The sequence below is a fragment of the Rhizobium sp. 25PS6 genome (assembly GCF_032464655.1).
Taxonomy (GTDB): domain Bacteria; phylum Pseudomonadota; class Alphaproteobacteria; order Rhizobiales; family Rhizobiaceae; genus Rhizobium; species Rhizobium laguerreae.
Map to the genome: position 1 here is coordinate 191,670 of NZ_JAWDIV010000006.1, position 23,671 is coordinate 215,340.

26 protein-coding genes are annotated in these 23,671 nt (G+C 59.8%); 19 read left to right on the forward strand and 7 right to left on the reverse strand.

Going from position 1 to position 23,671, the window contains the following annotated elements; genetic code table 11:
- Window positions 1-208: 208 nt before the first annotated feature.
- Window positions 209-955: a transcriptional regulator VisN gene (gene visN, locus RWK44_RS11210; RefSeq protein WP_024320948.1), complete on the forward strand. Its 747-nt coding sequence runs from the start codon at window positions 209-211 to the stop codon at window positions 953-955.
- Between the two features lie 8 nt (window positions 956-963).
- Window positions 964-1,710: a transcriptional regulator VisR gene (gene visR / locus RWK44_RS11215; protein ID WP_131664711.1), complete on the forward strand. Its 747-nt coding sequence runs from the start codon at window positions 964-966 to the stop codon at window positions 1,708-1,710.
- A gap of 202 nt (window positions 1,711-1,912) precedes the next feature.
- Here the strand turns inward: visR and RWK44_RS11220 are convergent, their stop codons facing one another.
- From RWK44_RS11220 to motA, 6 genes are all read right to left on the reverse strand, one after another.
- On the reverse strand, window positions 1,913-2,356 hold the full coding sequence (locus tag RWK44_RS11220) for a hypothetical protein (RefSeq protein ID WP_018072559.1): 444 nt from the start codon (window positions 2,354-2,356) through the stop codon (window positions 1,913-1,915).
- A gap of 5 nt (window positions 2,357-2,361) precedes the next feature.
- Window positions 2,362-3,441, reverse strand: coding sequence for a flagellar biosynthesis protein FlhB (flhB, locus tag RWK44_RS11225; RefSeq protein WP_131664712.1), 1,080 nt, complete (start codon window positions 3,439-3,441; stop codon window positions 2,362-2,364).
- A gap of 335 nt (window positions 3,442-3,776) precedes the next feature.
- On the reverse strand, window positions 3,777-4,817 hold the full coding sequence (fliG, locus tag RWK44_RS11230; RefSeq protein WP_168263269.1) for a flagellar motor switch protein FliG: 1,041 nt from the start codon (window positions 4,815-4,817) through the stop codon (window positions 3,777-3,779).
- A gap of 28 nt (window positions 4,818-4,845) precedes the next feature.
- The gene (fliN, locus tag RWK44_RS11235; protein ID WP_020048476.1) at window positions 4,846-5,433 is read right to left on the reverse strand and encodes a flagellar motor switch protein FliN; all 588 of its coding nucleotides are present in this window, start codon (window positions 5,431-5,433) and stop codon (window positions 4,846-4,848) included.
- Window positions 5,434-5,498: 65 nt separating this feature from the next.
- A complete protein-coding gene (locus tag RWK44_RS11240) occupies window positions 5,499-6,449 on the reverse strand; it encodes a FliM/FliN family flagellar motor switch protein (RefSeq protein ID WP_316028802.1) in 951 nt (316 codons plus the stop codon).
- Window positions 6,450-7,322 (reverse strand): flagellar motor stator protein MotA, encoded by an 873-nt coding sequence (motA, locus tag RWK44_RS11245; protein ID WP_011650470.1) that lies wholly within the window; start codon window positions 7,320-7,322, stop codon window positions 6,450-6,452.
- A 254-nt stretch (window positions 7,323-7,576) separates the two neighbouring features.
- Here motA and flgF point away from each other — a divergent pair, with 254 nt between their 5' ends.
- The 13 genes from flgF to fliP all read left to right on the forward strand — a co-directional run bounded on the left by flgF (window position 7,577) and on the right by fliP (window position 16,593).
- Window positions 7,577-8,311, forward strand: coding sequence for a flagellar basal-body rod protein FlgF (gene flgF, locus RWK44_RS11250; protein WP_131664716.1), 735 nt, complete (start codon window positions 7,577-7,579; stop codon window positions 8,309-8,311).
- Between the two features lie 14 nt (window positions 8,312-8,325).
- Window positions 8,326-9,726 carry a flagellar protein export ATPase FliI gene (fliI, locus tag RWK44_RS11255; RefSeq protein WP_316028803.1) on the forward strand — a complete coding sequence of 467 codons (1,401 nt, stop codon included), beginning with the start codon at window positions 8,326-8,328 and terminating at the stop codon, window positions 9,724-9,726.
- A 2-nt stretch (window positions 9,727-9,728) separates the two neighbouring features.
- Window positions 9,729-10,271 (forward strand): hypothetical protein, encoded by a 543-nt coding sequence (locus tag RWK44_RS11260; RefSeq protein ID WP_020048479.1) that lies wholly within the window; start codon window positions 9,729-9,731, stop codon window positions 10,269-10,271.
- Between the two features lie 234 nt (window positions 10,272-10,505).
- Window positions 10,506-10,898, forward strand: a complete 393-nt coding sequence (flgB, locus tag RWK44_RS11265) for a flagellar basal body rod protein FlgB (RefSeq protein WP_017958990.1) — start codon at window positions 10,506-10,508, stop codon at window positions 10,896-10,898.
- A 4-nt stretch (window positions 10,899-10,902) separates the two neighbouring features.
- On the forward strand, window positions 10,903-11,319 hold the full coding sequence (flgC, locus tag RWK44_RS11270) for a flagellar basal body rod protein FlgC (protein WP_003545531.1): 417 nt from the start codon (window positions 10,903-10,905) through the stop codon (window positions 11,317-11,319).
- A gap of 2 nt (window positions 11,320-11,321) precedes the next feature.
- Complete coding sequence (locus RWK44_RS11275; RefSeq protein ID WP_020048480.1) at window positions 11,322-11,663, forward strand: flagellar hook-basal body complex protein FliE; 342 nt, start codon at window positions 11,322-11,324, stop codon at window positions 11,661-11,663.
- Window positions 11,664-11,682: 19 nt separating this feature from the next.
- Window positions 11,683-12,471 (forward strand): flagellar basal-body rod protein FlgG, encoded by a 789-nt coding sequence (flgG, locus tag RWK44_RS11280; RefSeq protein ID WP_003545534.1) that lies wholly within the window; start codon window positions 11,683-11,685, stop codon window positions 12,469-12,471.
- 16 nt (window positions 12,472-12,487) lie between these two features.
- Complete coding sequence (gene flgA, locus RWK44_RS11285; protein WP_131664717.1) at window positions 12,488-12,970, forward strand: flagellar basal body P-ring formation chaperone FlgA; 483 nt, start codon at window positions 12,488-12,490, stop codon at window positions 12,968-12,970.
- Window positions 12,967-14,088: a flagellar basal body P-ring protein FlgI gene (locus RWK44_RS11290; protein ID WP_003545536.1), complete on the forward strand. Its 1,122-nt coding sequence runs from the start codon at window positions 12,967-12,969 to the stop codon at window positions 14,086-14,088. The genes flgA and RWK44_RS11290 overlap by 4 nt, the downstream gene beginning before the upstream one ends.
- Window positions 14,085-14,627 (forward strand): MotE family protein, encoded by a 543-nt coding sequence (locus tag RWK44_RS11295; protein WP_012756064.1) that lies wholly within the window; start codon window positions 14,085-14,087, stop codon window positions 14,625-14,627. Before RWK44_RS11290 ends, RWK44_RS11295 begins: the two co-directional genes overlap by 4 nt.
- A complete protein-coding gene (flgH, locus tag RWK44_RS11300) occupies window positions 14,624-15,340 on the forward strand; it encodes a flagellar basal body L-ring protein FlgH (RefSeq protein WP_011650477.1) in 717 nt (238 codons plus the stop codon). The genes RWK44_RS11295 and flgH overlap by 4 nt, the downstream gene beginning before the upstream one ends.
- A gap of 12 nt (window positions 15,341-15,352) precedes the next feature.
- Complete coding sequence (locus RWK44_RS11305) at window positions 15,353-15,859, forward strand: flagellar basal body-associated FliL family protein (protein WP_168283530.1); 507 nt, start codon at window positions 15,353-15,355, stop codon at window positions 15,857-15,859.
- A complete protein-coding gene (fliP, locus tag RWK44_RS11310) occupies window positions 15,856-16,593 on the forward strand; it encodes a flagellar type III secretion system pore protein FliP (protein ID WP_168283531.1) in 738 nt (245 codons plus the stop codon). The genes RWK44_RS11305 and fliP overlap by 4 nt, the downstream gene beginning before the upstream one ends.
- A 142-nt stretch (window positions 16,594-16,735) precedes the next feature.
- On the opposite strand, the gene RWK44_RS11315 is transcribed toward fliP, so the two are convergent.
- On the reverse strand, window positions 16,736-18,652 hold the full coding sequence (locus tag RWK44_RS11315) for an O-linked N-acetylglucosamine transferase, SPINDLY family protein (RefSeq protein ID WP_316028804.1): 1,917 nt from the start codon (window positions 18,650-18,652) through the stop codon (window positions 16,736-16,738).
- A gap of 457 nt (window positions 18,653-19,109) precedes the next feature.
- On the opposite strand from RWK44_RS11315, the gene RWK44_RS11320 reads away from it, so the two are divergent.
- From RWK44_RS11320 to RWK44_RS11335, 4 genes are all read left to right on the forward strand, one after another.
- Window positions 19,110-20,015 carry a flagellin N-terminal helical domain-containing protein gene (locus RWK44_RS11320; RefSeq protein WP_131664721.1) on the forward strand — a complete coding sequence of 302 codons (906 nt, stop codon included), beginning with the start codon at window positions 19,110-19,112 and terminating at the stop codon, window positions 20,013-20,015.
- 279 nt (window positions 20,016-20,294) lie between these two features.
- Window positions 20,295-21,206 carry a flagellin N-terminal helical domain-containing protein gene (locus tag RWK44_RS11325; RefSeq protein ID WP_131664722.1) on the forward strand — a complete coding sequence of 304 codons (912 nt, stop codon included), beginning with the start codon at window positions 20,295-20,297 and terminating at the stop codon, window positions 21,204-21,206.
- 246 nt (window positions 21,207-21,452) lie between these two features.
- The gene (locus RWK44_RS11330; protein ID WP_020048484.1) at window positions 21,453-22,364 is read left to right on the forward strand and encodes a flagellin N-terminal helical domain-containing protein; all 912 of its coding nucleotides are present in this window, start codon (window positions 21,453-21,455) and stop codon (window positions 22,362-22,364) included.
- A 299-nt stretch (window positions 22,365-22,663) separates the two neighbouring features.
- Window positions 22,664-23,626, forward strand: a complete 963-nt coding sequence (locus tag RWK44_RS11335; RefSeq protein WP_026264919.1) for a flagellin N-terminal helical domain-containing protein — start codon at window positions 22,664-22,666, stop codon at window positions 23,624-23,626.
- Window positions 23,627-23,671: the final 45 nt, after the last annotated feature.

Consider the following 23,671-nt stretch of genomic DNA (forward strand, 5'->3'; position numbering starts at 1 on the left):
TAGATCTTGAAGGCTGGAACGATTGGTCGAATCAGTGCATTGGCGACAGCGAAAGTAAATCCCTAGAAGTCGGAGATGGTGATTTGCATCGGCTGGCTTACCCTTAGGTGATTCGAAATGGGATTCGAGCGGGACTTGACCTGAATCCTTTACAGAAAAATTGCTGTTGCACCGAGTTCGATCGTTTCTCAGCCGCAGGACATTGCCAATGGATATGAATGTAATTCAGGCGAGCAAAGGCGAGAGGCATATGGCGAATTTCGCGAGTGCGGTGGTGCCGGATCTGTTGCCGCGCGATGAGCTGCTCCAGCGCCTCCACGGCGTCGCCAGCACCGGCAGGTTGCAGTCTGGTCTGCGCGCTCTGACGGACTACGTGGGTGCTTCGCACTACCTTCTGGCGCGCTGTGATCTCCTTCAGGAAAGTGGCCTCGATTTCATCGTTTCGTCGGACTGGCCTTTCGATCTGGTCAGGGACATCGCCAATGATCTGGTCCGCGGCTATGCCCGCTCGACGGAGCTGGAAAAATGCATGCAGGTCTTCCAGCCGAATTTTGCTCTTCTGCCTGACAGTGCCGAAGTTCCGGACGGCGCCAGCCGCCAATATTGTTCGGTGACCTTCAATGTCGGCCGGTCGCGACTGGCCTTGATGTTCCTGTTCGGCGAGGGGTTCATCCTTTCGCCGGAGCGCCTGCGGGACGTAGGCCTGCTTGCAGGTTATGTCGCGAGCTTCCTGCGCTGCGGCGGTACGAAGGTCGATCGTGATTTCGAATTGACCGACCGCGAGCTGGAATGCCTGTTCTGGATCGCCGAGGGCAAGACCAGCGACGAGATCGCCATGATCCTCGGAATCTCCCGCAACACCATCAACAACTACATCACCAGCGTGATGCGCAAGACGGCGACCAAGACCCGGTCCGAGGCCATTGCCTTCGCCGTCCGCAATAATCTCGTATAGGGGGATCTATGGGCTATCCAGCAGGCAGGACGATGAGCAGCGCCGAGCAGCTGCGCACGGTGCGTGTGAACAGGATTTCCAGCCGGTCCGACCTTTTTCCGCGGCTGATCGCGATGCAGAAGCTCGCCGATGCGCAAGGCTTCGCGATCTTCCGCGTCAGCGGCTCGGGCCTTCCGGCAAAGCAGAGGCTTGTCTGCGAGCTTGAGAACTGGGGTTCTTCCAATGCCGGTTTCGGCAAGGCCTTCACGGATGCCTACGGCGATATTCTTCTCGATCATATCGACAAGTCGCTGCTGCCGCTCTCATGGGCCGGCGGTTACGACCGCGCGGCACCCGGTCCGGCAGACTTCTCGCCGTTCATGACGCGACTGCAGGACGGTATTCTGCCCTTCTCCGGACTTGCCTTACCGGTGCGGCTCGGCGCCGTCGGCAATGGTTTCATCCTTTTCACCGGCGATGAGATCGATCCTTCGAGCGATACCATCGTCGAGCTGCACGGTCGCTGCTGCCATATCATGATGGATCTGCTCTCGCTCGACGAACGCCGCACGGCTGCCGCTGAGGCGCTCAGCGAACGCGAGATCGCCTGTCTGCAGCTTGCCGGCGACGGCCGCATCAGCGAAGAGATTGCTGACAAGCTTGGACTGTCGGTGCACACCGTGAACGCCTATCTCGGCTCGGCAACCATCAAGCTCGATTCCGTCAATCGCATTCAGGCGATCGCCAAGGCAATCCGGCTCGGTTATATCAGCTGAACCCGCGCAGTCCCTTACAGCGTCGCGCGTCCTTTCAGCGAGAGCATATCGCGCAAAAGTGTGCAGCGGCTTTGCGATATCGACAGGCGTAAAACAAAGACCTAAAGCGCGACAAGCGAATCTGAAAGATCGCGATGCGCTTTAGGACGCTGTAACGCTTTGAATTGCAAGGCGAATGAAAGCTTGGTTGTCTTGAAAGAGGTTAGCCGGCCAGCGCCTGAGGCGGCTGGTTGACGCTGTAACGCGCTTCCCGAAGGCTCTTTTTGAGGAAGATGGTGTTCTCGTCGGGATCGGCCGAGGGATCCTGGAAAGCGATATGATTGATCTCGATGCCGGCGTGATCTTCGGCAAGGGTGAGCTGCGCGTAGACGGTGACACCGCGCGGCTTGATTTCCAGATCGAGAACGACTTCGGGCTTGCCGCCCCACTCCAGAGTATAGTTGCCGCCCAAGCCGAAATTCACCGTGCCCGGATGAAAGAAAAGCTCCGCCGCCGAAGCGACGAGATCGGAAAGGTTGCCGTAATACTCGAAGCGCAGCAGTGAAATAAGGTCAGAAGCATCCAGAAGGCGCAGTTCAGTAGCGACCGGGCTGATCGCGTCTGCGAGGATCTTTTCACGCTGGGTAGAGTGGGGGCATTTTTTCATTCGGCTTATCTTACCCGTTTGTTCTTGGCGTCCGCAGCGTAGACCCGGTGGATGAGCTCCGCTACCGCCTTATAGAAGACTGACGGGATGACACTATCGATCGAGACTTGCGCAAACATGGAGCGCGCAAGTGGCGGATCTTCGAACACCGGTATGCCGTTCTTCTCGGCGATCTCCCTGATTTTGAGCGCAATCAGGTCCTGGCCCTTGGCCAGCACCACCGGCGCGTCGTTCTCTTCACGCGCATAACGCAGCGCCACCGCATAGTGCGTCGGGTTTGCAATCACCAGCGTCGCGCGGTCCACGTTGGCGATCATGCGCCGGCGCGCCCGGTCGCGCATCAGCGAGCGCTGCCGGCTCTTGACGAAGGGATCGCCCTGCGCCTGCTTGTTTTCTTCCTTCACCTCGTGCCGCGTCATCTTCAGTTCGGTGAACCAGTGATGGCGCGTCCAGAAAAGATCGGCGATCGCCACGATAGCCGTGGCGATCAGCATGACGATGATGATCTTGCGCATCGCCGCCGTCACGCGCACGAGGATCGTTTGCGGATCGGAGAACATCGCGTCGATTGAGCCGAAATATTCGCTCCTGAGCACGAAGAACAGGATCACCCCGACGACGACCACCTTGAACAGCGACTTTCCGAATTCGACCAGGCCGGGCACGCTGAAGAGCCGTGACCAGCCTTTGATCGGCGAGATACGCGAGGCCTGCGGGCGGATGCGTTCGAGCACCAGTGTCGGCAGATTCTGGAAGACGGAGGAGGCGACGCCGAACACCATGAACAGGATGAAGGCGGGCGCCAGCAGCGCGGCACTTGCCCAGCCGATCCGGACGAACAGCGCCAGGACATCCGGTCCCGTCTCGATCTTCCACTGGTCGGGCTGTTCGAAGATGTCGCGCAGCATTTCACTCATGCGCCCGACGCTGTCGGGAAGGAAGAATACGAGGTAAATGAAGGTCGCAAGGATGGTCGCAAAGATAGAAAGTTCGCGCGAAGACGGCACGTTGCCCTTTTCCGCGGCATCGCTTTGCTTTTTCGCGGTTGGGGCTTCTGTTTTGCTGTCCTTGTCATCGTCTGCCAAGTCGCGGCCCTCCGTCAAAGAAATAGGCCGCGCGTAATGCATGTCGCCCAAAAACGTGCAGCGCTTTTGGGGTGACGACATGCATCAGAACAAAGACCTAAAGCGCGTCGCAAGAACCGGGTTCTATGCGACGCGCTCTAGAGCACGGTCTATTGTCGGAAGGGTAGTCGTCTGTGGCACGGCGATCAACAGCCGCCTTTCGGCATGCCGGATTTGTCAACAGTCTCGAGCGCCAATCATGTCGCGCAAAAGTGTGCAGCGGTTTTGCGATAACGACATGGATAAAAACAAAGAGCTAAAGCGCGAAGAGCGAATCTGAAAGATCGCGACGCGCTTTAGGCGGCCGCCGAAGCGTCGCCTTCCTTTTCCTTGAGCTCGATCTGGCCGGAATTGGCCAGCCGAATCGCTTCCTGCGCCACGGCGCGGCGGGCAATCGCGATCTCACGCGGATTGACGCCGCCCATGCCGCTCTGCAGATCCGATTCGATCATGCGGCGCTGGCGTGGGCTGATGGCGGAGAGAACCGATTCGCGGATCTCGGGCGGCGACCCGCGCAGCGCGACAGTGAGCACGTCCGCCGAGATGTCGTTGAGCAGCATGACGCGGCTGCGCTGCGGCATGTACATGAGGTCCTCGAACAGGAAGATCTTCGGGCGAACCTTGTTGACCGACTCGCGGCTGATCGATTCGAGCGAGCTGAGCAGCGTGTCGACCTGCGGCTTGTCGAGTTCGTTCATGAGATCGGCGACCTTCGTCGAGCCGGCTGCATTGCGCTCTGCCTCGACCTCGGCAAGCAGCGTCATGACCTGGTTTTCGATGATCTGCGCAGCCTTCGGGCTGACCGCCTTCATGTTGACTGTTCTGTTCATGATGTCGGCGCGGCGGTTGTCGGGAAGCTGCAGCAGCACCTTGGCGCCGAAGGCGGAGGGCATCATCGAAAGAATATAGGCGACGGTCTGCGGATGCTCGCGCAGCAGGAACTGTGCGACGAACGTCGGCTCCGCCTCACTGAGGCGATCCCAGATCGAGGTTTCGTAGGCCTGGAATGCGGTGCGGCGGCCGAGCAGGCTGTCGACCTCGTCGGGCGTCAGGCCTTCTTCAAGAATGGCCTCGATCGCCTTGGCGTTGTCCATCAGTCCGGCGCCCTCGGTGAAGAGGTCTTCGAACTCGGAGACGAGCAACAGGAGCTCGTCCGGCGGGATAGCGCGCAGCGACTGGGCGGATGAGATAATGGTCTGCAGTTCGGCCTGGGTGAAATATTTCAACAGCCGGCCGGCGACGCCCTTTCCCATAGCGAGAAGAACAGCCGCCGCCTTTTCAGCCTGGGTCAACGGTTTCCCGGCTAGTGCGCCGCCGAAATCGTCAAAGTCCATCATGGTCTAACCTCTCCGTCCCACACAGGGATCAGGCTTTTTTCGTACTCAAAACTTCAATCAGTTTCACACCGAATCGCGTGTCGTCGTTATCAAGCACCGTAATTTCGCCGCGGGCAATCCTGCGGCCATTCACCATGATCTCGACCGGTTCACCGATCTTCTTGTCGAGAGCGATCGTCGCCCCTTCATTGAGGTTCATCAGGCCGGAGACCTGCATGCGGCTGGTGCCGAGCATGATCTGGACGTCGATCGGGATGTCCATGATCAGGTCGAAGTTGGAATTCAAGGCGCTGCCGAGCGGGGCCGGCGACGCCTCGAAGGAGGGGCCTTCGCCGAAATCCATGCCGGCCGCCGGGCTGGCATTGCCAGCGCCAAAATCACCGCCGAAATCGTCGCTGCCAAACGGGGTTTCCGAAGCCTCGCCGCCAAAGGCGGCTAGGTCCGTTCCTGCTGCGAAGGGGTCGCTCTGCAGGTCGTCGCCAAACTGCGACAGGTCGCCATCGGCATCCTGCTTCAGCACGCCGCGCAGATCGTCGATCGCCTGGTCGAGATCGGCTTCGCTGCCCGGAAGATCCAGGGAGAGGTCGCTGTTCTGCTGTGTTTTCTTCGTAGCCATGAAATCACTATTCCAGTTGAAACTTGCCTCAAACTGCCTTTGCAGCCCAAAAGCCAGAGAACCGATTAATTCATTAAATGACGGATGAGTTCGTCATCCGAGTTCATCGTATCCTTGACGCGGACCATGTAGTTTTCACCTGAACGCCCGAACTCGCACACATACAATTCCTTGCTGTTGGCGCTGACCTCGACGCGCACCTCGCCGTGGTCGCGGAACGGAATGACGTCGCCGACCATCAGCTTCGATATGGTGCGCAACGTCAGGTCCTGCAGCCTGATCTTGGCCTCGAGCGTGACATGTGAGCGGCGGACCTGGTCGCCAAGCTGTTCGGTCCATTCCGCTGAGTTGCTGCTGGCCTGGCGTTTCGGCTTCGGCGGCGTTACCTTGGTCTTGAGCAGTGCCGTCTGCGGAACGATCAACGTAAATTCCGAAACGATGCCGGCAAGCGTGATCGACATGTTGATGGCGGCGGCGAATTCGTCCGGACGATCCTCCTGCGGCCGGGCGCGCATGTCATGGGCGTACGGAGCCGAAAGGCTCGGTTCGAAACCGCCCGGCGCGTTGACGGCCGAGCGCAGCACCTTGGCGATCTTGTCGAAGACCATGACCGCCAGATCCAGCTCGATGATCGACAGCAGCCGGTCGGCCGGTTCCTCGATCGTATCGGCTGTGGCGCCGAGCAGATGCTCCATCAGCGTGATGACGAAGCCGTTGCCGCAGGCAAGCGTAATGTTCTGCGACCAGTTGCGCAGCGTCGCGTCGACGAGTGTGACGTTCGCGCTCAGGTCTTCGATGAGGTGGTTCTTGTAGCCGATATCGCAGCCGAGATAGTTGACCGTCACGTCGAGGCCAGTCTCGCTTTTGATGACGTCGAGAAAGAATTCGCTGTAGATTTCCCCGAAGGTGCTGCAGATCTTAGCGACCCTGCCTCTGTCGCCAAGCCCGCCTGTCAGCTTGGCGAGGAGGGTAGGATCCATTGCCGGTTTGTCGTGCGAAGCATTGCTCATAGTCATTTAAGCCGCCTTGTTTTCGCCACCTGGGTTCATCATTTCCTGCTCGACCGCATCGATGGACGGACGCTCGTAAGCCGAGATCGTCTTGCGACCGTATTCGAGAGCGACCTGCGGTACCGAGCCGTTCATATAGGCAAGCAGCGTCTGCTTGACGATGACGTAGAGGCGGTGCTGCTTGTTGCGCACGACCTTGATCTGGGAGACCAGCGGCGAGCAGACGCAGTAGGACAAGAGAATGCCGAGGAAGGTGCCGACGAGCGCCGAGCCGATCAGGTGACCGAGCACTTCGGGCGAATCGTTGATGTGGGCCATCGCCTTGATGACGCCGAGAACGGCCGCGACGATACCGATCGCCGGGAACGAATCGCCCATGATCTGGATCGCGTGGTAGGGTTTCATCTTGTCGTGCATGATGGTGTTGAGCTCTTCATCCATCAGCGCCTCGATCTCGTGGCTGCGGGCGTTGCCGATGATGATCAGGCGCACGTAGTCGCAGATGAACGCCGTCAGTTCCTTGTTCTTCAGAACGGTCGGAGCCGATTGAAAGATCGTCGATTCGGCCGGATTGTCGATATGGGCTTCGATTTCGTTTCGCGACTTGGTGCGCAGATCGCGCATCAGCGAATAAAGCACGCCGAGCGTATCGAGATAGTTACGTTCCTTCGGCACGGCATGCTTGAAGGCTTCGCCGAGTGCCTTGCCGGAATCCTTCACCACCTTCATCGGGTTCGCCATGATGAAGCTGCCGAGACCGGCGCCACCGATGATGACGAATTCGAAGGGCTGGAACAGAGCGTTCACGTCGCCGCCCATCGCCATGAAGCTGCCGATGACACAGCCGCAAGTCACTATAAATCCGATAATGATGTTCATCGTCAGCCCAATCTGAACGTTGCTTTTCATTGAGACCGATAGGGTTTCTGCCTTGCGTGAGGCTGATGAAAGGCCCGCTCGCGGGGCATTTCCGCGTGCCAGCTTCGCGCAAGCATCTGCCGTCAGTCTAAAGGGGACGAATGGGTGTCCGCGCCCGTTTCTGAGATGCCGCCTCAGCGAAATCCCGGCCGAACCACATAAGACGACGCCCGGCTTTTCGTTCCGTTCATCGCCAATGCTTGGAGCTTACCGACATGCAATCCGGTCTTTATGTTTCTCTGTCGTCGCAGATGGCCCTCGAAAAGCGCCTGACCACCATCGCAGACAACATGGCGAACGTGAACACGACCGGTTTTCGCGCCACCGAGGTGAAGTTCGACGAGATGGTGGCAGCCACCAAGAACAAGCTGAACACCAAGGTCGCCTTCGTTTCCCAGGGCAACGACTACCTGAACGAGGGAAATGGCGAGTTGCAGCACACCGGCAACATGCTCGATTTCGCCGTCAAGGGTGATGCCTGGTTTGCGCTCGACACGCCGGCCGGCCAGGTTCTGACGAGGGATGGCCGCTTTACGATCAAGGATACCGGCGAACTCGTCTCGATCCGCGGATACCCGGTTCTTGACGCCGGCGGCGCACCGATCCAGCTCAACACGACAGGCGGCGAGCCGGCCGTCGGCACCGACGGCATCATCTATCAGGGCGGCCGGCAGATCGGCTCGCTCGGCCTGTTCGAGGCCGATGTCAGCAAGGGTTACCTGCGCTACGAAAACAGCGGCATCATGACCACCGACCAGCCGCGCGCTGTCGTCGACCGCTTCAATGTCGGTGTCGAGCAGGGTTATCTCGAAAACTCCAACGTCAATGCCATGCGCGAGATCACCCAGCTGATCGAAGTCAACCGCGCCTTCGAAAGCGTCTCGTCGCTGATGCGCGACAGCGAGGATTCTTTCAAGGAAGCCGTCCAGACGCTTGGGGGCAGCCGCTAGGCTAGAGTTAAAGCATGAGCACCACATTACTGTCTGAGGACGGCCTTTCCCCGAAGCTGGCGCATCTGGCGGGCCTCGTCGACCGATACGCATCGCCGGAGTTTGCGGTTGCCCATGGCGGCCGCGTGCAGACCATCGCTGCCGGCCACTACACGGTTCACGGTCTCTCCCGCCATGTTCGTCTGGGCGAGTTCGTGGCCCATAAATCGGCCACCGGCATCCATCTCGGCGAGGTCGTGCGCGTCGAGCCGGAACTGATCTATGTCTGCCCGATCGAACCCGGCGAACCGATCGGCATCCACGATACCGTCATCCGCAAGGGCGCCTTCCGCATTTCACCGACGGACAGCTGGTGTGGGCGCACCGTCAACTCGCTCTGCGAGCCGATCGACGGGCTGGGCCCGATCACCGAGGGCCTCGATCGCCGCTCGATCTCGAATACCGCGCCGCCCTCGATGACCCGCAAGCGTGTCGAGACCGGCTTCAAGACCGGCGTGCGCGCGATCGACATCTTCTCGCCGCTCTGCCTCGGCCAGCGCCTCGGCATCTTCGCCGGTTCGGGTGTCGGCAAGTCGACGCTTCTGTCCATGCTCGCCCGCGCCGATGCCTTCGACAAGGTTGTCATTGCGCTCGTCGGCGAACGCGGCCGCGAAGTGCGCGAATTCATCGAGGATACGCTCGGCAGCAATATGAAGAAGGCGATCGCCGTCGTCGCCACCAGCGACGAGAGCCCGATGCTGCGCAAGATGGCGCCGCTGACGGCGGTCACCATCGCCGAGCATTTCCGCGACAAGGGCGAGAACGTCCTCTTCATCGTCGATAGCGTCACGCGTTTCGCCCATGCGATCCGCGAGGTGGCGACCGCCTCCGGCGAACCGCCGATCGCGCGCGGTTATCCCGCCTCCGTTTTCACCGAGCTGCCGCGCCTCCTGGAACGCGCCGGTCCCGGTCCCGAAGGCGCCGGCACCATCACGGCGATCATCTCGATCCTCGTCGACGGCGACAATCACAATGACCCGATCGCCGATTCGACCCGCGGCATCCTCGACGGACATATCGTCCTGCAGCGCAGTCTCGCCGAAGAAGGGCGGTATCCCCCGATCGATCCGCTCGCCTCGATCTCGCGTCTCGCCCGCAAAGCCTGGACGCCCGATCAGGAAAAGCTGGTATCGCGGCTGAAGGTGCTGATCCATCGTTTCGAAGAGACGCGCGACCTGCGCATGATCGGCGGTTACCGCCAGGGTGCTGATCCCGATCTCGACATGGCGATCAAGCAGGTGCCGATTATTTACGACGTCCTGAAGCAGTCTCCGGGCGATCGCGACTCGCTCGACGCTTTCGCCGATCTCGCCAGCGCGCTCAAGGCTGCAGCCGGCATGGGCAATCAGGGCGCCCCTATTCAGAGGAGAGGCTAGACGTGGCTGATTTCGACGACGAACGTATCGCTTCCCTGAAGCAGCGCAGGAAAGCCGCCATCCTGGATCGGTTTCTGACCTTCTCCGGCCTGGCGCTTGCCGGCGCCTCCGCCTTCTTTCCCTGGTACGTCTTCTTCAATGCGGACAAATTCGGCATCAATGTCGCCGCCAGCGAGAATTCGCGTGAACTGCCGGATTGGCCGGCCCGCAACGTCTTCAGCGTCTCGCCGCTTGCCATGGTCAACAAGAACGAGGCGGACAAGAAGGCCCCGCCGATCGATCCGCTGACGACGGCGACGGTCTCCGATCTCGGCAAGGAGCGCGATGGCCGCGCCATACAGGAAGATCAGCCTTTCCCCGGCAAATCTTCCTTCCGCCTGCTGCATGTTTCCAACGGCCGGGCGCTGATCGAGGATCCCTCGGGCATGTATGTGGTGCGCATCGGCTCGATCCTGCCCGACGAAAGCCGTCTTGCGACACTCGAGCAGCGCGACGGCAAATGGGTGATCGTCACCTCCAAAGGCGAGATCTACCAGAACAATTGAACCTGTCCGTAAACGCCGAAGGCAACAGGAGCTCCGCCGTGAACCGGCCGGAGCCCCTGTTTTTTATTCCGTCATTTCTTGGATCGATTCCGATTTATGGAATGACGCAGCTATTCAAAGAGTTACAGCGTCGCGGCGGCGTTCCCCCGAAAACCGCCTCGACGCCTGAATTCCCCGTAAGTCCCACGCAAGATTACCGCACTAGGTTCGGGACAGTAAAAACGGAGAGTTCTCATGCAACCGATCCAACTTTTCGACTTGGCTTCGCGGCAGGCGGAATGGCTGACGATCCGTCAGCAGGTTGTTGCCGGCAACATCGCGAATGCCAATACCCCGAAGTTCCGCGCCAAGGACGTTACGCCCTTTGATGCGGTGCTCGACAATTCCGATATCAACATGGCGCGCACCAATCCGGCGCATCTCAGCGGCAACGATTTCAGCGACAGCGGCGATATCGACGTCAAGGACGCCGCGCTCGATCAGGAAATCGGTGTCCAGGAATCCGGCAATACGGTCGGTTTGGCCGAGGAGCTCTCCAAGTCGGGCGATATCAAGCGTCAGTACGATCTGAACACCTCGCTGGTCAGTTCCTTCAACCGCATGATGTTGATGACGGTCAGGAGGTAAAGTCATGGATCCGCTTTCAGCAGCAATGAAAATCGCCGGTTCCGGGCTCGAGGCGCAGTCGACGCGCCTGCGCATCGTTTCGGAAAACATCGCCAATGCCCGCTCGACCGGCGACACGCCCGGCGCCGATCCCTATCGCCGCAAGACGATTACCTTCGGCCAGCAGATGGATCGCAGTAACGGCGTCGAGACTGTCGGCGTCAAGAAGGTCGGCGTCGACGAAGGCGACTTCAGCACTGAATTCGACCCCAGCAATCCGGCTGCGGACCAGAAGGGCGTCGTCAAACTGCCGAACGTCAATATCCTGGTCGAGATGGCCGACATGCGCGAAGCCAACCGCTCGTATGACGCCAATCTGCAGACCATCAAACAGACCCGCGATCTCATCTCCTCCACGATCGACCTCCTGAAGAGCCAATAATAATGATCAGCAGCGTCCAGAATGTCAGCAACCTTTCGATGACCCGTGCGCTCGGCGCCGTCGACACCGAAAATTCCGCCTCCTCGTCTGCCGCCACCATGTCGGGCGCCGCAGGAGCGGCCAACGGCATGAGCTTCGCCTCTGTCATGGGCAACATGGCGAGTGAGGCGGTCAACAGCCTGAAGGGTGCGGAAAGCATGTCCTTTGCCGGTATCAAGGGCACGGCGACGACGCGTGAAGTCGTCGATTCCATGCTCCAGGCCGAGCAGACGCTGCAGACCGCGATTGCCATCCGCGACAAGGTCGTCTCGGCCTTTCTCGAAGTCACCAAGATGCAGATGTAACTGATTTGAGGACGAACACATGAGAGCGCTCGCCATCGCAGCAACGGGCATGGATGCCCAGCAGACCAATCTGGAAGTCATCGCGAACAACATCGCGAACATCAATACGACCGGTTTCAAGCGCGCCCGCGCCGAATTCTCGGATCTTCTCTACCAGACCGAACGTGCCAAGGGTGTCGCCAACCGCGCCAACCAGGCCGTCGTTCCGGAAGGTGCCAATATCGGCCTCGGCGTCCAGACCTCGGCGGTTCGCAACCTGCATCTCCAGGGCGAACTGACCCAGACCGGCAACGATCTCGACGTAGCGCTGATCGGCAAGGGCTTCTTCCAGATCCAGTCGACCGACGGTACGACGCTTTACAGCCGCGCCGGCGCCTTCAACAAGAACGACCAGGGCCAACTCGTCACCATCGACGGCTACGAGGTCCTTCCCGGCATCACCATTCCGACGGGCTCGACCGAACTGACGATCAGCCGCTCCGGCCAGGTCTCGGCCAAGCTGCCGGGAGCGACGGAGGCGACCGAGCTCGGCCAGTTGACCCTTGCCGACTTCGTCAACGAGGCGGGTCTCCAGCCGCTCGGCGACAATCTCTTCCAGGAAACGCCGGCCTCCGGCGAAGCCGTCATCGGCAATCCTGACGAGGAAGGTTTCGCCTACATGAAGCAGGGTTACCTGGAATCTTCCAACGTCGACCCGGTGAAGGAAATCACCGAGCTGATCTCGGCCCAGCGCGCTTACGAAATGAATTCCAAGGTGATCACCACCGCTGATGAAATGGCCTCCATCGTCAGCAAGAACCTGAAGTAAAGGGAAGGGCCGAAACATGATGTTTTGCCGGGCAGGACACATCGCAGGATGGGTGGCGGCAGCCACGATCGCAGTCGCGGGCATTTTCCTGCCCGCGGACGTGGATGCCGGCATGGGTTATGCCGTCGTCCCGACGACGATCATCTATCCCGGCGACACATTGTCGTCGAGCCAGCTTCAGGAGGTCGAGGTCACCAACCCCAACCTCGCCGGCGATTATGCCAAATCCATTTCGCAGGTCGAAGGCATGGTCTCCAAGCGCACGCTGTTGCCGGGCCGCACGATTTCGGTTTCGGGTCTGCGCGAGGCCTATACGGTGACGCGCGGCTCTTCGATCCGCCTGGTCTTATCGCTCGGCGCGATGACGATCTCCGCCGCCGGCACGCCGCTCGAAGACGGCACGATCGGGCAGGTCGTTCGCGCGCGCAATATGGACTCCGGCGTCATCGTCAGCGGCACTGTGCTTGCGGACGGCACGGTCCATGTGAGGGCAAAATGAAATTGTTCTTCCGTTTCGTCACCCTTGTCGCGGTTCTCGCCATGAGTTTGGCTGATGTCGCGCCCGCCTGGGCGCTGACCTCCCGCATCAAGGACATCGCCTCCCTTCAGGCCGGGCGCGACAACCAGCTGATCGGTTATGGCCTGATCGTCGGCCTGCAGGGAACCGGCGACGGCTTCCGTGCCTCCCCCTTCACCGAGCAGTCGATGCGAGCGATGCTGCAGAATCTCGGCATCTCGACGCAGGGCGGCCAGTCCAACGCCAAGAATACCGCGGCCGTGATGGTCACCGCCAACCTGCCGCCCTTCGCAAGTCCCGGCAGTCGTATCGACGTGACGGTGAGCTCGCTCGGCGACGCGACGTCGCTGCGCGGCGGCACGCTCGTCATGACCTCGCTTTCCGGCGCCGACGGGCAGATCTATGCCGTCGCGCAGGGCGCTGTCATCGTCTCCGGTTTCCAGGCGCAGGGCCAGGCGGCGACCGTGACCGAAGGCGTCACCACCGCAGGCCGCGTGCCCGGCGGCGCGATCATCGAACGTGAACTGCCGTCCCGCTTCAAGGACTCGGTCAATCTCGTCCTGCAGCTGCGCAACCCAGACTTCTCGACGGCGATCCGTATCGCCGACATCGTAAACGGTTATGCCTCGGCGCGCTTCGGCGGCCCGGTCGCCGAAGCCAAGGATTCGCAGGAAGTCGTGATCCAGAAGCCGCGCGCGGCCGATCTCACCCGGCTGATGGCCGACGTCGAAAACCTCATCGTCGAAACCGATACGCCGGCCAAGGTGGTCATCAACGAGCGCACCGGAACGATCGTTATCGGCTCCGACGTCCGCGTCTCGCCGGTCGCCGTCAGCTACGGCACCTTGACTGTCCAGGTCACCGAGACGCCACAGATCATCCAGCCCGAGCCCTTCTCGCGCGGCCGGACCGCCGTCCAGCCGCAGACCGATATCGCGGCCGAGCAGACTGGTGGGCGCGTCGCCATCATCGACGGTCCAGATCTCAGGACCCTTGTCGCCGGCCTCAATAATATCGGTGTGAAACCGGATGGCATCATCGCCATTCTCCAGGGCATCAAGTCGGCAGGCGCCCTGCAGGCGGAGCTTGTGCTGCAATGATTGATATCATCAACCCTGACATGACGGTTCTGCAATTGCTGCGCCGGCTGGCGCTGCCGGCCGCAGGCCTCGTCCTTCTGTCGATCCCCAGCGCCTTCGCGCAGGAACATGCGCCGGCAGGCGACATCACCTCCCAGGACGAGATCAAGCAGTTCTGCACCAACATCGCAGAGCCTGCCCGCGACCAGCGTTACCTGCTGCAGAAGCAGGAGCTGGAAAAGCTTCGCGCCGACATCGACGCCCGCATGGCGGAAATGGACAAGCGCAAGGCCGAATACCAGGATTGGCTGAAGCGGCGTGACGATTTCCTGAAGCAGGCGGAAGCCGGCCTCACTGAAATCTACAGGAAGATGAAGCCGGATGCGGCCGCACTTCAGTTGCAGGACATGAAGATCGAGGTGGCCTCCGCCGTGATCATGCGGCTCGGCCCGCGTCAGTCGAGCCTCATCCTCAACGAGATGGACCCTGAGAAAGCCGCGGTCATCGCCAGCGTCATCGCCAGTGCGTCCGATCCCAATACGTCGAAGGATCCTTCATGAATATGCGTTTCCCGGCCGCGATCGCCGCCCTCGCACTCCTTGCAGGTTGCCAGTCTCCGACGGCGGTCAGCGAGATCGGCCGTGCGCCTGCGATGAGTCCGATCGGCAGCGGCCTCGCCTACGGCCAGACACCACAGATGGCGCTTTATCCGAAACAGCCGCGCGCCGTGGCGCAAGGCTATTCGCTGTGGAGCGATTCTCAGGCCGCCCTCTTCAAGGATGCGCGCGCGCTCAACGTCGGCGACATCCTGACCGTCGACATCCAGATCAACGACAAGGCCTCCTTCGACAACGAGACCAACCGCAGCCGCACGAATTCGAGCGGCATGAACTGGGACGTCAACGCCCAGATCTTCGGCTGGACGCCCGAGTCGAAGACCGACCTGACTTATGGCTCCGACACCAGCACCGACGGCAAGGGCAAGATCGAGCGCACCGACAAGCTCACCCTTCTGGTCGCCGCCGTCGTCACCGGCATTCTCGAAAACGGCAACCTCGTCATCTCGGGCTCGCAGGAAGTCCGCCTGAACCAGGAGCTGCGCATCCTGAATGTCGCCGGTATCGTTCGCCCGCAGGACGTCAATGCCGACAACCAGATCTCCTACGACAAGATCGCCGAAGCCCGCATCTCCTACGGCGGCCGCGGCCGCCTGATGGAAGTGCAGCAGCCTCCGCGCGGCCAGCAGGCCGTCGATCTTTTCTCGCCGCTTTGAGGCTGAACGACGATGGCAGAGCCAGACGCAAGCACAGGTCAACCGAAGAAGAAATCCGGCGCGCTGATGACGATCATCGGCATCGCCGTGCTCACCCTGCTCGGCGCCGGCGGCGGATGGGCGGTCGGCACGATCGTCGCGCCCAACGTCAAGGGCGCCAAGGAGGCCGAACAGGCCAAGGAAGCCGAGGCCAAGAAGAAGGCCGAGGAAGGTCTGGCGCGAATTTCGACTGAGGCCAACAACGTCGTCCAGCTCGAGCCGATCACGTCGAACCTTGCCTACCCGTCGGAAAACTGGGTGCGACTCGAGGTCGCGCTGCTCTTCAACGGGCCGCCGGATGTCAAGGTTTCCGAGGATATTCACCAGGATATCCTCGCTTATATCAGGACCGTTTCCCTCCAGCAGATCGAAGGGCCGCGGGGCTTTCAATATCTCAAGGATGACATTCAGGAACGTGTTGACCTTCGCTCGCAAGGGCGGGTATCGAAGGTCATGTTCAGGACATTTGTCATCGAATGATTCGTCTCATAGTTTTCCTTGCCGCCATGATGGCGGTACCGGAACTGGCGGTGGCACAGCAGCTGCCGACTGACTTGTTGAACCTACCGGTCGATGGCTCCGTCGCCGCCTGGATCATCCGCACATTCGGCCTGCTGACCATTCTTTCGGTCGCGCCCGGTATCCTGATCATGGTGACGAGCTTTCCGCGCTTCATCATCGCTTTTTCGATCCTGCGTTCAGGGATGGGCCTCTCCTCGACGCCCTCCAACATGATCCTCCTGTCGCTGTCGCTGTTCATGACCTTCTACGTCATGTCGCCGACCTTCGATCAGGCCTGGCAGAACGGCGTGCAGCCGCTGCTTGCCAATCAGATCAACGAGACCGAGGCAGTCCAGCGTATCGGCGAACCCTTCCGCACCTTCATGGCGGCCAATACCCGCGACAAGGATCTGGCGCTCTTCGTCGATCTGGCGCGCGAACGCGGACAGAATATCCAGACGACCGCTCCGATCGACTACCGCGTGCTGATCCCGGCCTTCATGATTTCCGAGATTCGCCGCGGCTTCGAGATCGGCTTCCTTGTCGTGCTGCCGTTCCTCGTCATCGACCTCATCGTCGCGACCATCACCATGGCGATGGGTATGATGATGCTGCCGCCGACCTCGATCTCGCTGCCTTTCAAGATTCTCTTCTTCGTGCTGATCGACGGCTGGAACCTGCTCGTCGGCAGCTTGGTGCGCTCGTTCAGCTGAACGGCTGCCGCCGTTTGGATATTCGCCAATGAGAAAACCCGTCGGATTGCTCCGGCGGGTTCTTTCATTATGCAGCAATTCAAGGTGCCAAGCGTCGTTTACGACTCTGAAAGACGCGTGGCGCTGCAGTGGTCGAAAAGCCTCACTCGGCCGCGAACGGCGCCGTGCGCGGTGGCAGCGCCGGAATGTCCATATGATCGGGTGCAAGATCCTGCTTGGCGCGCTCGGCCATGATTTCATAGGCTTGCTCCAGATGGTCGCAGAACCGTTCGGCATCGAAGAGCGGCGCGATATAACGCTTCTCCTTGAGATGCGCTTTGTATTCGGCGATCCGCCCGGGGTTCTCAGCCAATTCGACAGCCATATCCTCATAGGCCTGCAGGTCGGGCGCAACGAGATCGGGCAGGTCGATGGCACTGAGCAGGCTCTCGCTGACGCGTGACGCGAAGTTGGTGCCCTTGACGGTCAGGACCGGCAGGCCGCCCCAGAGCTGCTCCGAGGTGGTCGTGTGGCCATTGACCGGGAAGGTGTCGATGCCGAGGTCGGCTGCCTGCTGACGGTCTATATGTTCTTCGTAAGGGGCGCGCGGGCAGAAGATGATCCGCTTGGGCGAAATGCCCGCCGTCTGGAACTGCTTCAAGAGGTTTGCCTGGTTGCGCGGCGTATTCGCCATCAGCCAGAGCACGCTGTTCGGCGCGCGCTTGAGAATACGGCACCAGCTGTCGATCGTCTCCGGCGTGATCTTGCGGTTGCCGTTGAAGGACGCGAAGATGAAGGCGTCATCAGGCAGGCCGAGCTGCTCGCGTGTAACAGCACGTGGCTTCGGACGATGCATCGGGTCGTTCGGCTGGTAGCTCTCCGGCAGGCGGCAGAACTTCTCGTGGTAGAAGGGTTTGGCCACCTCGGGCAGCACCGAATGGTCGCCGATGACATAATCGAGATCGATATTGACCGTGCTGCCGGGAAAACCGAGCCAACCGACATGCACCGGCGCCAGCGGCAAGTTGAAGGCCGTGGCGCGGCTGCCTGACGTATGGCCCTTCAGATCGACCATGATGTCGATATTATGCTTGCGCACCGCTTCCAGCATCATCTGGTCGGAGAAGCCGTGAACGGTGACGATCCTGCCCCAACGGCTGCGGTCTGTGTCGTTGTGCTTCAGGAATTCCGGTTCGGTATGGCAGAAAAGGGTTACCTCGAACCGGTCCTTGTCGTGCAACTCGAGGATACGCTGCAAGAGCTTCATCGTCGCGTGACGATCCCAGAAGTCGGATGACATGTAGCCGATCCGGATCTTGTCCGACCATGTGTGCGGCTGGCTGCGGCGGAAGGCCACCCGTTCCGGGTTGAGGGGCGTGGTGCCGATCGTCGCATACCGGTTGAAATCCTCGTTGCCGCACCAGTGCAGATGATAGAATGGGTTGTCCTTGCGTAGGATCTCGACATCGCCCTTTGCAAGGGTGGCGTCGATCACTGCCTGATGCTTGCTTGCCTCTTCGAACTCGTTGAATTCGCGGGCGAAAACAAGATGAAGGAAGCGGAATGCGAGATTGCCGGGAAAACGCTTGAAGAGGTTGCGCGCAAGGGCCTGGTTGGTTGCGTCGTGCAGATCGTCGCTCAGCAGCAGGGCTGCCAGGCGCATATGATCGGGATTTTGGCTCTCCGACAGCACCGTCTTGAACGGCCGGATGATATCCCGCTGCTGGCGCTTCAGATAGATCGCGGTGATGATGAAGGCGAGTTCCGGGTCTTCCTGGGCCTTGCTGAGGTTTCGCATGGCGATCAGCAGGGCGTCGTCCTCGCTGCCGGTCTCGTAGTGCAGCTTGGCAGCCTGTTTCTGGTATTCGTAGGCGTTCGGTCCTTCGCAGTTGCCGGCCAGGCCATAGGCTTTCGCGGCATCGGCCTTGAAGCCGAGTTGCACGAGGTTTTTGGCCAGCAACGCATAGGTCTTGGCGTCCTGCTGGATATCCATCAACTGGTTGAGCGTCGCCAAGGACTGTGTGTAGCGGCCCATCTGGTAATCCTTTGATGCCGCAGAGAACGAAACTTTGCTGTTCAAAACTCAACTCCGTGAAGGAAATGTTCTGGCATGGCTGTCGATCGCCGAAGCGCGCATGGCTCGTCCTCCCAAAAACGGGGTCGGTCCGATGATGCTATCCCGGCATCCGCCACACTGGCATTCGAAGCTTGCTTGAAACCGGTGGCGCGATGAGCGCCTGCTTTGTCCGGAAAGCCTTCGACTGTCCCAGGAAAGCGCACCTTTCGGATGCCAAAAATTATCTTCAGCCGGCATTAACTAAGCCTTGTGAGAAGGCATTAACTATGCCCTGCAAGGAGCCGGCCCAGGGTCTGCATTTTTAAGAAGTTGGCAAGCATTGGCTGCGAAATTGCCCTGGACATGACGGGTTTGGGCCAAACAAAAAAGGCGCCGAGTAGCATGAAGCTGGTCCGTCATCGCCGGTACTATAGTCCGGTATGTCCTCCTTTTTGTATCTTGTTTTTCAGGGGACAGACTTATGACAAGCATTAACACCAATTCTTCCGCAATGGCCGCTCTCCAGACGCTGCGTGCCGTCAACCAGGGCCTCAACCAGACGCAGAACCACGTTTCGTCGGGCTATCGCGTCGAAAAGGCTTCTGACAACGCCGCTTACTGGTCGATCGCAACGACCATGCGTTCGGACAACAAGGCTCTCTCGGCTGTTTCCGACGCTCTCGGCGTAGGCGCTGCCAAGGTCGATACCGCTTACACTGCCATGGACAGCGCCATCGACGTCGTCGGCGATATCAAGGCCAAGCTGGTTGCTGCTACTGAAAGCGGCGTCGACAAGGCCAAGGTCCAGGAAGAAATCGGCCAGTTGCAGCAGCAGCTCCTGAGCATTGCTCAGTCGGCTTCCTTCAACGGTGAAAACTGGGTTGCCGGCGCGTCTGGCACCAAGAGCGTCGTTTCCTCCTTCGTCCGCGACGGCTCCAACGCTGTTTCGATCAAGACGACCGACTATGCTCTCTCGAGCGGCTCGCTCGGCAACGTCCTGTTCGGCATGAGCGGCGGTTCGGTTGAAACCTCCACGGGTATCCTCGGTACTTCGACGGGTACGGTCGGCTCGATCTACTCGATGAGCATCACCACCTTCACCGCCGGCCAGATCCAGACGGCTTTGACCAACGTTGAAGCGGCTCTGAAGGCTATGACCAGCGCCGGCGCTGCTCTCGGCTCGCTCTCCAAGCGCATCGACAGCCAGGACGACTTCGTCAACGCGCTCAGCGACTCGATCGACTCCGGTGTCGGCCGCCTCGTTGACGCCAACATGGAAGAGGAATCCTCCAAGCTCAGCGCCCTGCAGACCCAGCAGCAGCTGGCGATCCAGTCGCTGTCGATCGCGAACTCTTCTTCGCAGAACATTCTGTCGCTGTTCCGCTAGGACAGCCCACAACACTTGCAAGTTTCGCGGCCGGGTCATCCCCGGCCGCGAAATGTTTTAATATAAGGTTAATCAAAATCCTCCTAACTATCAGATATTTTTACGCTATTTCCAATTTGAATTTAGCTTTCCTTAACCATCTTGCTGTCATCTAGGCCCATCGAAACGGCGAGTTAACCCTAACAGGAATGGTTAACAGGCATGATGCTGATCGCTGTGGGCCGGCCCAAAATCCGGAATGTCCCTTCTTAAAATCTGCCAACAAGGGGCAAGTAAACAATGACGAGCATCAACACCAATAATGCTGCAATGGCAGCCCTCCAGACTCTCCGTGGCATCAACCAGGGTCTCCAGGAAACCCAGGCTCACGTTTCGTCCGGCTATCGCGTCGGCAAGGCTTCCGACAACGCTGCTTACTGGTCGATCGCAACGACCATGCGGTCGGACAACAAGGCTCTCTCGGCTGTATCAGACGCTCTCGGCCTCGGTGCCGCCAAGGTCGACACCGCTTATTCCGCCATGGACAGCGCCATCGACGTCGTCGGCGACATCAAGGCAAAGCTCGTTGCCGCCACTGAAAACGGCGTCGACAAGGCCAAGGTCCAGGAAGAAATCAGCCAGTTGCAGCAGCAGCTCCTGAGCATCGCACAGTCGGCGTCGTTCTCGGGTGAAAACTGGGTCGCCGGCGCGTCTGGCACCAAGAGCGTCGTTTCCACCTTCGTCCGCGATGCCTCTAACGCCGTTTCGGTCAAGACAACCGACTATGCTCTCTCGAACGGCTCCATGGGCAACGTCCTGTTCGGCATGACCACTACCGGTGCTGTTGAAACCTCCACGGGTATTCTCGGTACCTCGAATGGTGCGGTCGGCTCGGTTTTCGCAATGAGCATCACCAGCTTCACGCTCGGCCAGATCCAGTCGGCTTTGACCAACGTTGAATCGGCTCTGAAGGCTATGACCAGCGCCGGCGCTGCTCTCGGCTCGATCTCCAAGCGTATCGAGTTGCAGGAAAACTTTGTCAACGCGCTCAGCGACTCGATCGACTCCGGTGTCGGCCGCCTCGTTGACGCCAACATGGAAGAAGAGTCCTCCAAGCTCAGCGCCCTGCAGACCCAGCAGCAGCTGGCGATCCAGTCGCTGTCGATTGCGAACTCTTCTTCGCAGAACATCCTCACGCTGTTCCGCGGCTAATAGCCCGCCGAAACATCGGCCCGCCGGTCCCCGGCGGGCATCCAGGAATAGAGCCGCGCTTCGATGGAGCGCGGCTTTTTAATTTCTATTAACCAATGATTAACTATAATGCTGTCTTCTGCGGTCAACGAGACGGAGAGTTAACCAAGTTTAAGAACCGGTTAACAGGCATGAGGCTGCTTTCCGTTCCCGGTAGCTTTCCGGAATGTCCCTTTTTCCCATCTGCCAACAAGGGGCAATCATTTTATGACCAGCATTTTGACGAACGTCGCGGCGATGGCCGCTCTTCAGACACTTCGCGGAATCAACGACAGCCTTGAGACTACGCAGAACCACGTATCGTCGGGTTACCGCGTCGAAAAAGCAGCCGATAACGCCGCCTACTGGTCGATTGCAACGACCATGCGTTCGGATAACAAGGCTCTCGGGGCTGTTTCTGACGCTCTCGGTCTCGGCGCCGCCAAAGTCGACACCGCTTACTCCGCCATGGACAGCGCCATCGATGTTATCAGCGAAATCAAGGCGAAAATCGTCGCCGCGACCGAAAACGGTGTCGACAAGACCAAGGTCCAGGAGGAGATCAGCCAGCTGCAGCAGCAGCTCCTGAGCATCGCCCAGTCGGCCTCCTTCTCCGGTGAAAACTGGGTTGCCGGCGTCGACGGCACCAAAAGCGTCGTTTCCACCTTCGTCCGCGACGGCAACGGCAATGTCTCGGTCAAGACGACGGACTATGTCTTGGACACGAGCTCGACGGGCAACGTCCTCTTCGGCATGACCTCGACCGGTGTGATCGAGACGAGCTCGGGCATCATCGGCACGTCATACGGTACGATCGGCTCGATCTACTCGATGGACATCAGCACTTTCGGCTCGGCTGAGATCTCCATGGCTCTGACGTCAATCGAGGCCGGCCTGGAAGCCATGACCAAGGCTGCATCGCAGCTCGGCTCAATTTCCACTCGCATCGAGCTGCAGGAAAACTTCGTCGGCGCGCTCAGCGACTCGATCGATTCAGGCGTCGGCCGCCTGATCGATGCCGACATGGAAGAGGAATCGAGCAAGCTGACGGCGTTGCAAACGCAGCAGCAGCTGGCCATCCAGTCGCTGTCGATTGCCAACTCCAGCGCGCAGAACATCCTCACGCTGTTCCGCAGCTAAGTCGGGCGCTGAAGCTGGACCGAATCTTGCGCCGCCGTCTGGCAGCAAGCAAAAACCTCCCGGACCGCGCCCGAAACGGCGCGGTTCTTTCTTTTAGATCAATAGCTTGATCGAAATAGCAATCGGGGCGCCGCGCTCGGTGCTGCGCTCTTGCCGAACAGGTTGATATCGAGTTACCTTCGCCTTGAGTTGATTTGCTTTTGCGACACACCGGCGGAAACCCTGCCGGAGGCATGATGCCACCTCCGTCGCCGCCGGCAATCCGGCCTGCCCTTTCACCTTATTCCGAGACCCTGTCGATGACCGTTAAGATTACCAGCGCGTCCGCGGTGAATGCGCTTGCGGTGCTGCGCAGCATCAACAAAGAAGCCAGCCAGACTCAACAGCAAGTGTCCTCGGGATATCGCATCGAGACGGCCGCCGACGATGCGTCCTACTGGTCGGTCGCGACCGTCATGCGCTCGGACAGCACCAATCTCGGAACAATCGGAGATGCGCTCGGTCTCGGCGCTGCCAAGGTCGATGCGACTTACACGGCGATGACCTCCTCGATCGATCTCTTAAGCCAGATTCGCGCCAAGCTGGTTTCGGCAAGAGAGCCCGGCGCCGACAAGGAAAAGATCAACGCGGAGATCAGCGAATACAAGGAGCAGCTGCAGACGATCGTCGAATCGACATCGTTTGCGGGTGAAAACTGGTTGCTGAACGGTGACACAGCTCCGCCGCCGACATGGCAGGTCATCTCTGGCTTCGTGCGCGCTCCGACCGGCGAATATCAGGCCCAGACCATCGATTTCCCATCCTCGCAGACCATTCTCATCGACAAGAACAATGCAAGTGGCGGCCTATTGACCAAGTCGGTCGATGCCAACGCGATCAACAACAGCGGTGTGACGTCACGCAACTACTACCTTTTGAACGCCAACTCGACCACGCCGGCGACAGGTACGGAAATTGCGATCGGCAAGAACACGACGGATGCGCAACTTACTGACATGCTTGATGTGACCGATTCGCTGCTCGCCTCGCTGACGACGACGGCGGCTTCCATCGGCGTGATGAAGGCACGTATCGACGATCAAATAGACTACACCGCCGATCTGTCCGATTCGATCGACAAGAGTGTCGGCGCACTCGTCGATACCGACATGGACGAGGCTTCTATCCGGCAGAAGGCGATCGAAACCCAGAAGCAGATGGCGGTCGAAGCGATCTCGATCCTCAACACGGCCGCAAGCAAGATCCTGATCCTGCTGGAATAGGGGTGGGTGCGATCACGGGTGGCGGCGGCGCCATTCATCCTCGCG

Coding starts and splice junctions, on each gene's coding strand:
- fliN (WP_020048476.1), bottom strand. CDS start 5,433: ATGGCTACGAAGAAAACACAGCAGAACAGCGACCTCTCCCTGGATCTT.
- flgA (WP_131664717.1), top strand. CDS start 12,488: ATGATGTTTTGCCGGGCAGGACACATCGCAGGATGGGTGGCGGCAGCC.
- flgF (WP_131664716.1), top strand. CDS start 7,577: ATGCAATCCGGTCTTTATGTTTCTCTGTCGTCGCAGATGGCCCTCGAA.
- RWK44_RS11275 (WP_020048480.1), top strand. CDS start 11,322: ATGATCAGCAGCGTCCAGAATGTCAGCAACCTTTCGATGACCCGTGCG.
- visR (WP_131664711.1), top strand. CDS start 964: ATGGGCTATCCAGCAGGCAGGACGATGAGCAGCGCCGAGCAGCTGCGC.
- fliI (WP_316028803.1), top strand. CDS start 8,326: ATGAGCACCACATTACTGTCTGAGGACGGCCTTTCCCCGAAGCTGGCG.
- RWK44_RS11330 (WP_020048484.1), top strand. CDS start 21,453: ATGACCAGCATTTTGACGAACGTCGCGGCGATGGCCGCTCTTCAGACA.
- motA (WP_011650470.1), bottom strand. CDS start 7,322: ATGAACATCATTATCGGATTTATAGTGACTTGCGGCTGTGTCATCGGC.
- fliP (WP_168283531.1), top strand. CDS start 15,856: ATGATTCGTCTCATAGTTTTCCTTGCCGCCATGATGGCGGTACCGGAA.
- RWK44_RS11220 (WP_018072559.1), bottom strand. CDS start 2,356: ATGAAAAAATGCCCCCACTCTACCCAGCGTGAAAAGATCCTCGCAGAC.
- RWK44_RS11325 (WP_131664722.1), top strand. CDS start 20,295: ATGACGAGCATCAACACCAATAATGCTGCAATGGCAGCCCTCCAGACT.
- fliG (WP_168263269.1), bottom strand. CDS start 4,817: ATGATGGACTTTGACGATTTCGGCGGCGCACTAGCCGGGAAACCGTTG.
- RWK44_RS11240 (WP_316028802.1), bottom strand. CDS start 6,449: ATGACTATGAGCAATGCTTCGCACGACAAACCGGCAATGGATCCTACC.
- RWK44_RS11290 (WP_003545536.1), top strand. CDS start 12,967: ATGAAATTGTTCTTCCGTTTCGTCACCCTTGTCGCGGTTCTCGCCATG.
- flgG (WP_003545534.1), top strand. CDS start 11,683: ATGAGAGCGCTCGCCATCGCAGCAACGGGCATGGATGCCCAGCAGACC.
- flgB (WP_017958990.1), top strand. CDS start 10,506: ATGCAACCGATCCAACTTTTCGACTTGGCTTCGCGGCAGGCGGAATGG.
- flgC (WP_003545531.1), top strand. CDS start 10,903: ATGGATCCGCTTTCAGCAGCAATGAAAATCGCCGGTTCCGGGCTCGAG.
- RWK44_RS11305 (WP_168283530.1), top strand. CDS start 15,353: ATGGCAGAGCCAGACGCAAGCACAGGTCAACCGAAGAAGAAATCCGGC.
- visN (WP_024320948.1), top strand. CDS start 209: ATGGATATGAATGTAATTCAGGCGAGCAAAGGCGAGAGGCATATGGCG.
- RWK44_RS11295 (WP_012756064.1), top strand. CDS start 14,085: ATGATTGATATCATCAACCCTGACATGACGGTTCTGCAATTGCTGCGC.
- RWK44_RS11320 (WP_131664721.1), top strand. CDS start 19,110: ATGACAAGCATTAACACCAATTCTTCCGCAATGGCCGCTCTCCAGACG.
- RWK44_RS11335 (WP_026264919.1), top strand. CDS start 22,664: ATGACCGTTAAGATTACCAGCGCGTCCGCGGTGAATGCGCTTGCGGTG.
- flgH (WP_011650477.1), top strand. CDS start 14,624: ATGAATATGCGTTTCCCGGCCGCGATCGCCGCCCTCGCACTCCTTGCA.